The 8,112-nt window shown below is 45.2% G+C and carries 5 protein-coding genes and 1 pseudogene; 2 read left to right on the top strand and 4 right to left on the bottom strand.

Translation table 11 applies throughout. The features are described 5' to 3' along the window. Positions 1-54: 54 nt before the first annotated feature. A pseudogene (locus EST62_RS13795) lies at positions 55-156 on the top strand (hypothetical protein); the annotation flags it as partial. A 67-nt stretch (positions 157-223) separates the two neighbouring features. Next, the gene (locus EST62_RS13790) at positions 224-580 is read left to right on the top strand and encodes a DUF2220 domain-containing protein (RefSeq protein ID WP_129051934.1); all 357 of its coding nucleotides are present in this window, start codon (positions 224-226) and stop codon (positions 578-580) included. Positions 581-768: 188 nt separating this feature from the next. Here EST62_RS13790 and EST62_RS09955 read toward each other — a convergent pair whose 3' ends face one another. From EST62_RS09955 to EST62_RS09935, 4 genes are all read right to left on the bottom strand, one after another. Then, positions 769-2,997: a DEAD/DEAH box helicase gene (locus EST62_RS09955; RefSeq protein WP_129051933.1), complete on the bottom strand. Its 2,229-nt coding sequence runs from the start codon at positions 2,995-2,997 to the stop codon at positions 769-771. Then, positions 2,994-4,319, bottom strand: a complete 1,326-nt coding sequence (locus tag EST62_RS09950) for an ATP-binding protein (protein WP_129051932.1) — start codon at positions 4,317-4,319, stop codon at positions 2,994-2,996. The genes EST62_RS09955 and EST62_RS09950 overlap by 4 nt, the downstream gene beginning before the upstream one ends. A gap of 4 nt (positions 4,320-4,323) precedes the next feature. Further along, on the bottom strand, positions 4,324-6,600 hold the full coding sequence (locus EST62_RS09945; RefSeq protein WP_129051931.1) for a TerB N-terminal domain-containing protein: 2,277 nt from the start codon (positions 6,598-6,600) through the stop codon (positions 4,324-4,326). A 546-nt stretch (positions 6,601-7,146) separates the two neighbouring features. Then, entirely contained in the window at positions 7,147-8,076 is a 930-nt protein-coding gene (locus EST62_RS09935) for a dihydrodipicolinate synthase family protein (protein WP_129051929.1), read from the bottom strand. Positions 8,077-8,112: the final 36 nt, after the last annotated feature.

Here is an 8,112-nt window from a genome sequence, read left to right as displayed (position 1 = left end):
CGCAACCGCCACCGGAATCACACGCGCAACGGCTTCCGCGACAAGCCGTTGCGCGTGCGATTCCGGATACTCGACCTCGCGCTCGCCCTTCTGCCCAACGACACCGAGCACGACCACACCCTCACAGAGGCCGACTTCGCCCGCTTCGACCTCCCGGTCGAAACCGTCTTCATCACCGAAAACGAAATCAACTTCCTCGCCTTCCCCCCCTGTCCCGCGAGCGATGGTCATCTTCGGCGCAGGCTACGGCTTCCGGAACCTCGCCCGCATCGACTGGCTCAAAACCCGCAGACTCTGCTACTGGGGCGACATCGGCACCCACGGTTTCGCTATCCTCAACCAGTTCCGCGAGCAGTTCCCCCACGCCACCTCGCTCCTCATGGATCGCGAAACGCTCCTCGCCCACTGTGAGCACTGGCAAACCGAACCCAACCCCGAAACCGCCGTTTTGACGAGACTGACCGAAGCCGAACAATCGCTTTACGACGATTTACGCGAAAACCGGTTAGGAGACAGAGTCAGACTGGAACAAGAAAAGATCAGATTCGAGACGCTGGTTGAAGCGCTGGGGAAGGTGTGAAACGGCGGATGTCGAAAGAGAAAAACATTACCGACAACTACTGTTCTTCGATAGCCAGTAAGAGGACGCAATTTACCTCTGTCACGTACGCACCCCTTTTCCTGTAGTCTTTTATGGATAACGCCAGCCGTAACCAGTGGATTTTTAGTGTGCGCAGTGAGTAATTTTTTTTTACGTGCTGCAACTTGTTATACGGCATTTTTATCGACATCTATAACAAGGTTACTTAATATCCACTGTTTAGTAGCCATAGTATTAAAAGCTTTTTTCCCATACCCCTCAGTCAGCAACTCTTCAGGCAGATACTCATCATACTTTTCAATTAGCTTTTGCTGAATAGAAAGTATTCTCGACAGTTCTGCTTCATCCGGCAGCACATAATTTGATAAATCTATGAAGCATTTCTTTATGTCATCCGCATTAGCATTTTGCACTTCAATAACACCAGCAAAATTGCTGCACACGAAACCGCTTCTAACGAGTAAAACAGTAAGTGTATTGACTACTTTATCTCCCATCCATGAGAAAATATAGCAATGCTTACCATTTTGATAGACGGGTTGATATTCAAGGTTGGCTTCTTTAAAAAAATACGTTCCTTCTTGAAATAACTGCCTTCCGAGATTATCGACAAAATCTATTTTCTGATTGCTAACCTCAATGCGATAGTCTCCAGTTCGATAGATGCTTAACATCTCTTGTCGAACCCTGTCATGAATTGACATACCACTACCGTTAAATTTTGGGGGTTTACCGCCTTTGGTAGCAGTCACATAAATAACTTTCTTTCCATCATCAATATCCGTGACCGTCCACCTACGTCCACCAAATATAATGTGCTGATCTTTAAGAATTAGCGAATCAACGGGTAGCGTTCCGAGTGTTTTACTTCCGGCAACAATGCGAAATTCCTCTGGTGTTTTAAAGACAGCATAGAAGGAATAGGAATTGGTAATATGTTCACCTTCACATCCTAGGACTAATTCACCGCTATTGATCTGCTGTATCAGCTGAACTTTTCCCATATGGGACAGCAATTGCTTGAAGTGGTGAATAGATATTTTTTTGAATGATCCTTGCTCACACAATAAAGAGTACAACTGATCTGCACGGACGCTTCCCCACTGTGCTATTACGGCAAGAATCTGTTGTAAAAAAGTCGAGAGATGCATTTGCTCTGTATCTGCCGGTTCAAACCAATTTTCAACGATAAGCAACCGTATCATCGCTAATGACTGAACCAGCTCTAATCTAAGAGCATCTACAATATTAGATTTATCACTCAGTTCATTTTCAGCGATGAGCATTCGTAAAATAGAAGGTGAATTTCTTCTACCGGATCGACCTAACCGCTGACGTAAACTTGATACTGAGTGTGGAGCAGTAACCTGAATAACAGAACTCACTTTGCCAATGTCGATACCCAACTCTAAGGTCATGGTACAAATGGCAGTAGTAGGAAGGGTTTCTTTTTGTAATCTGGCTTCTAAATCTTCTCGAAGTTCTTTGGCTAAAGAACCGTGATGTGGGAAAAATTCATTCGGTACGACTTGCTGTTCGCATAAATCGCTTAACTGCGCAGCAATACTTTCTGTCCGGCTGCGGCTATTCGCAAAAACCAGATGTGAGTCACCTCTACAGAGTTTGAAAATATCCTGACAAATCTGTTGTTCGGCAGAGGTGCGTGTTTCATCAGCCATGATATCTAACGGTTCTAAATATCCCTTCACCTGAACCTTAATAGTGCTTTGTTGTTGACTGCTGGTAATGGTTTCACAAGGCAGACTATTATTCGGCCTGAGAGAAAGAGGAACTTTATCAAGCTCTCCAAGAGTCGCACTTAGCGCAACCCGTGGAATGGGATTGGAAATTCGGCCTGTAATATGTTCAAGACGAGTAAGTAAAGAGAGTAATTGCTGACCTCGTTCTGTTCCGATAAACGCATGAAATTCATCAATGACGATATATTTGAGTGAAGTGAAGGATTTTTTTATCCATCCCGGTTCTCTGACTAAGAGGGACTCTAAGGATTCAGGGGTAATAAGGAGAATGCCGGAAGGATTATTTCTGGCTTTCTTCTTTTTGGATTGAAGGCTATCACCGTGCCACGGCGTAACCTGCATATCGAGCATTTCACTTAAACTTTCGAGTCTGCGGTACTGATCGTTAATCAGTGCTTTTAAAGGACTGATATACAGGATACCAAAGCCGTTTTCCTCTTCGGCTATTGCACTACATGCTGGCAGAAAAAAAGCTTCTGTTTTACCTGCTGCCGTTGATGCGCTAATCAGCACATCTCTGTCACCAGCTAGAATCGGTGCAATTGCCCGTTTTTGTATTTCTCTTAAATCAGGCCATCCCTGATTAAACAACCATTTTTGTACACGCTTATCAAGGCGTTGATATTCCTCTATCATAATTTGAAATCAGCCAGTCCGTCAGAATTCAAAATTCCGCCTGTCTCTTCGCCCACCATAATTTCATCTGTATCACTTGGACGATCATCCTCAATCGCAATTGATTGAACTAACTGTGACCATTGCATAGAAGGGTTTTGTTCCAAGACTGCCAGCATATCTAAAAATGCTTTGATGGTATTTCTTGGTGTTCGGAAATAGGCATCTCCGATAGTCTGGCTGCAATGGTGTAGAAAGGACTTGAGAGCATCATCTGGAACGAGATATTTAGACGTATCACCTTCGGCAAATACATGACGTAAGTTCTTCAGAAGAATATAAAGTTCTTCTGGTGTTAAACTCGCTAGATGAAGTGCTGGAGAGGAGTAATCAATCACTCCTGAACGCTGTGCAAAGCTGTTTTCAGCTAAACGGGATTGCAGTGCTTCATAACTATATAACCCTCTTCGGGGATCTAGTAAAAACTCCGGCGTTCCACCCAATAAAAACCCAAGATATTCAGCTGACCCCTGAAGGCAGTCATTTAAAATTCGTAGAATCTGCTCATAGTTAGATGTACGTGCTTGTGTGCTGCTTAATTTATAAAGATTGACCATCTCATCAAGATTAACGAGTAAGCCTTCATAGCCTGCTTGGCGTACAAATAGACTCATAAGTTTTAACGCATCATAAAACGAGTTATCCGAAATAATCGTTCTGACATCAAGATCCCTTCGAGCATCAGTCTTAGTGGTGTATTCAGCCCGCAACCAACGAATAGCATTTGATTTTAGTTCTTCATTGTCCCGCTCGTGACCGTTCCAGTAAGCATCAATGACTTTTGCAAAATCATATCCGCCAACCAGTTCAGATAAAGAGGCTAATTTTTGATGTATTACTGTTGAAACATCGGTATTCTTTTCATCTGCTTCTTTACGAGCCTGAGTCACAAACCGTTCTACAACACTGGCTAATGCATTTCCATCCGGCTTATTACGGGTTGCCAGATTCCTCATAAGTTCGGAATAAAGATTTCGTGCCTGACCTGAAGAAGCATGTACACGTCGATCCGGTGAGAGATCCGCATTGACCGTAACCAGTTTCTTTTCAAGGGCAATAGAACGTACTACGCTCAGGAAAAATGTTTTCCCGGAGCCATAATCGCCAATGATAAGTCTAAATGCTGATCCACCTTCAGAGATTCTTTCAATGTCCTTATATAACGCTTTAACTTCATTACTTCTACCCACCTGAATATGCTGAATTCCAATTTTTGGGGTCACGCCTGACTTCAGTGATTGAATGATTGCGTCACGTTCTTTTAACCGGATACGTTTTTCCATAAGTTTAACCTTCTATTTCTTCTACGATTTCCTGATCGACATAAATTGCCTCACCATCCTCTTCAAGTACGGCTGCATCTACTTTATCAAACGACCAGTCATTAATAGTTTCTAATGCACCGCTGACCATCAAACCTAAGTCACGGCATAGTGCTTCCACTTCTTCACGAGTCCATTTATCTTTTCGTATCAAGCTTTCAAACAAAGCATAATGCTGTTTATCAATTCCGGTTTCTTCCTCTGTATTAGTGCTGCCCTTAGTTGATTCATCGGATTCACTTGTAGGTTCGTCCTCCACGAATATTGAACCCAACATACTTTGTACATCTTTGGTTTCTGATTCATGAATCGCTAGGATACTTTCATCCAACTGGAACGAAGTAGGAGCTGAGAAAGTGGTTTCTGATAGAGAGCTTGAAGGTCGTAAACCTGCTTTACTTGATGACATTCCATGAATGTCTCCGGTAACAAGAGCTTTATCAAGACCTAGCAAGGTATAGAGTTTTTCAAGTTGTTTGATTTCTACTGGATTAATTTTTCCATCGGCCATCGCCACACCGACAAGTATGCGGCTAACCGCTGCTTTTTCTGTTTTACCCAATGTTTCCAGTCTAGCTTTCAAGCCTGTGATGTTTGAAGGTGTATTAAGTCTCCAAACTAAGTAGGCGTGTAGCGATTGTTTTTCCGTAGGTGATAGGTTAGTATCGTGGTCAATGAGCTGAGTTAATAAATTTGTTTCCGCCTGATCAACATGAGAATCAATTGTGGCAACCATTGCCCCTAGACGGAGCACCATGCCCATTTCACTATAAGCCTTGGATGGTTCAAAGTATTTGCCGTGTCCTTCAGGAAATAGAACCAGCTTTCCATCTGCGCTCGTCTTAGCATGATGGTAACGAGTATCAGGAGCTATGCCATAACCCGCTTTTTGGGCAAGGTTCTGAATTAAATCAGCTTCTTTTTTATTGATCTTGAAAGGCAAAGGTGATTCGGTATATGTCCAGAATTCATCAACATCAACCAGCCCTTTTTTTGTTAAAATAGCATCATCTGCCCATTTCTTAAATTCACCTAATCCTGGCGTAGTTCCTAAATCACTGAGTTCGTCAGGCAATAACAATACGGCTTCAATGTCTGTCCGTGAAGCATCCGGTTTGGCGAGATACCTGCTATAAGCATCTAGTTCTGCTGTACATTCATCTGCAATTGCAATGAGCTTATTTACAGGACCTTTTAAATTACTTGGATCAGGAATATCTTGTTGAGGCAAGGTTATACCACGCAAAGAGGGGCTTGCTGGAAAATACTCAATCTTTAACCGTGTTTTATTAGGCTTGACAACAATTCCGTTACCATATTTTTTACTATAGAGACGTTTAAACATCTGACTGAATTCATAGCCACAACGCCTTGCAGGTTTTTTCAAATTATTATCAGGATAAAACCGAATCCATCTCAATGCCAGTTCAGCGGAAATGGGTTTTTCTTCATTTACAGCAGTGGCAAGCTGATATTTAAATAACAAAGAATCTCTTTGATTTGTTTTTTCAAAATCAGGATATGACACTACATGAGGGCGTAGTAGACACATGATTTCCAATAGGCGTATAGAATAATTTGAAAAAGAACGGCTACTACCGTAAATGCCTTTTAATCGCAGAACCTCTTCAAACAAGGCTTTAAATTCTGAGTCATCTACTGACTGCTTAATTGAATCAAAGATAATACGTCTTTCAATCCCATAGAAATAAATAAAAACATAACCCAAAGGTTTGTCTGGATCACTTCTATCACTTGATAACCAACAAAGAAAAGCTCCTCGCCCTTCAGGAGTAAGGGATATAAATTTAGGCCAATAGCCTAAACTTTCATCTTCAAATGCAGAGGGTTTGTTTTCAATTTTTAGCGAATCATCAACTAATGAGGCTTCAGTTCCATACCCGTCTAATGAACTGAGCTTCCCACCAAAATAAATATTTCCCCCAGTAAAAGATAGTCCCTTTATGGTGATTGATTCACCAGATTTCACCCACTTTCCAGGTGTTTTGTTTGTACTTTTTTCTTCTTCATAACCATAAGAAATACTGAATGTAGCCAGATCATCGTCATCATCACGAGTGCTGTTAGCAACCACACGCTGACTCGTAGTCATGGTTACTTGGATTTCATTATCGGGACTTAGTCTATTATTCTCCTGAACTTGCTGTTTTGAGGAGGTTGCCATTGTCTTGATTACATACCATATTATTACTGCTCCACCTATTAATAACAAAAATTCCATATTCGTTTCAGTTGTTATTTTTTGGGAATTGCACAGCCGTTTCAAATGCCGTATAACAACATTTACACTGATCTGCCTAATCCAGAAAAGGCAGAAAACTGCTCTCTGTATAAGACAACCCCACAACCATACTCACACACCAGCCAATTGATTATTTAGAAACAACTTAACCACATTAACAATCACTCAAAGAACACATCACGCAAGTTCAGCAGTAACCGCAGGATCAAAGCACCTATCAGCCATTCCGTCTCTCGTGTTGCATCGGGTCTGTTCTGCTCATTCGGCAATCCGTCTCGGAAGGGGTACTGCATAAGCCCAACGGCGAAGCTTACATTGTATAAGTACGAATAATCACTGCATTTATCAAGTCGCCGCGCTTAAAAAGCAGCCGGAAAATTTTCCGCTCACGCTTGACCAGCCGACTATCGCCGTGAGGCAGAATCATTCGTAAACTCTCTGCATTCAATAATTTACGACTGGCGCGAGCATGAGCGAGATGAAGGCGACGGCTTTTCGGAAACGTCGAGGTGGCGGGTAAATTCATCACTCCAGCGACGCTTTCAGACGTTGCGCGGCTTCGGCTATTCTGCTGCGTTCGGATTCGCCGAAGCGCTGGAACGGCTCGGCCATGTGGTCGCTGCAGAGGCCGAGGCTGCCGAGGGCGCATTTCAGGCCCTTGATGACGCTGGAGGCTCCGTGACTGGCTTCGTAGATGCGGCGACACACCTCCATCACCTTGCCGTGCAGCTCGACCGTGCGTTGCAGGTCGCCCGCGGCGGCGGCGTGGTAGAGCGCGACGTAGAGCTTCGGAAACAGATTCGCCCCCGCGCAGACGCCGCCGTGCGCGCCCGTCAGCACGGACTCGGCGAGCAGTTGTTCGGGGCCGATGAACAGGCTGGCGTGGGGCAACTCCGCGAACAGCGCCCGGATTTTCTGGAAATAGCACATGTCGCCGGAGCTGTCCTTCAGCCCCACGATGCCCGGAATCGCCATGGCCTGCCTGACCGTCTCCGGCGCGAAAACCGGAGGCCGGTACGGCTGGTTGTAGAGAAAGAGCGGAAGCGGAAGCTGCGGCGCGAGGCGCTCCAGATAGCCGAGCAGCTCGTCCTGCGTGGCGGGAAAGTAATAGGGCGGAGCGAGCACGAGCGCGTCGGCGCCGCAGCGGTGCGCCGTTTCGGCGATGGCGAGCGACTCCGAGATCGCCGTTTCGCTGATGCCCACCAGCACCGGCGCCCGCCTGGCGACGCTACCGCAAACCCGCTGCACAAGCTCGTGCTTGAGCGCCGCGCCGAGGCCCGGAGCCTCGCCGGTTGTGCCGAGGATGAACAGACCGTGCACGCCGCCGCCGATCACGTGCTCCGTCAGCCGCTCCAGCCCCGGCAGATCGAGCGTCGAGCGGTCGGCGAGAGGGGTGACGAGCGGCGGAATGATGCCTCTCAACGGCGCTCCCGGAGCTTCACTGGCATGGTGCATAGCGTGTTTTTTTTTCTGATTTTATAATGAGCGTCG

This window comes from Chlorobaculum sp. 24CR (genome assembly GCF_004118635.1).
In the GTDB taxonomy this organism is placed as follows: domain Bacteria; phylum Bacteroidota; class Chlorobiia; order Chlorobiales; family Chlorobiaceae; genus Chlorobaculum.
The sequence above is the reverse complement of the archived record's forward strand: the minus strand, read 5'-3'. Positions and strand labels throughout refer to the sequence as shown.

Coding starts and splice junctions, on each gene's coding strand:
- EST62_RS13790 (WP_129051934.1), top strand. CDS start 224: ATGGTCATCTTCGGCGCAGGCTACGGCTTCCGGAACCTCGCCCGCATC.
- EST62_RS09955 (WP_129051933.1), bottom strand. CDS start 2,997: ATGATAGAGGAATATCAACGCCTTGATAAGCGTGTACAAAAATGGTTG.
- EST62_RS09950 (WP_129051932.1), bottom strand. CDS start 4,319: ATGGAAAAACGTATCCGGTTAAAAGAACGTGACGCAATCATTCAATCA.
- EST62_RS09945 (WP_129051931.1), bottom strand. CDS start 6,600: ATGGAATTTTTGTTATTAATAGGTGGAGCAGTAATAATATGGTATGTA.
- EST62_RS09935 (WP_129051929.1), bottom strand. CDS start 8,076: ATGCACCATGCCAGTGAAGCTCCGGGAGCGCCGTTGAGAGGCATCATT.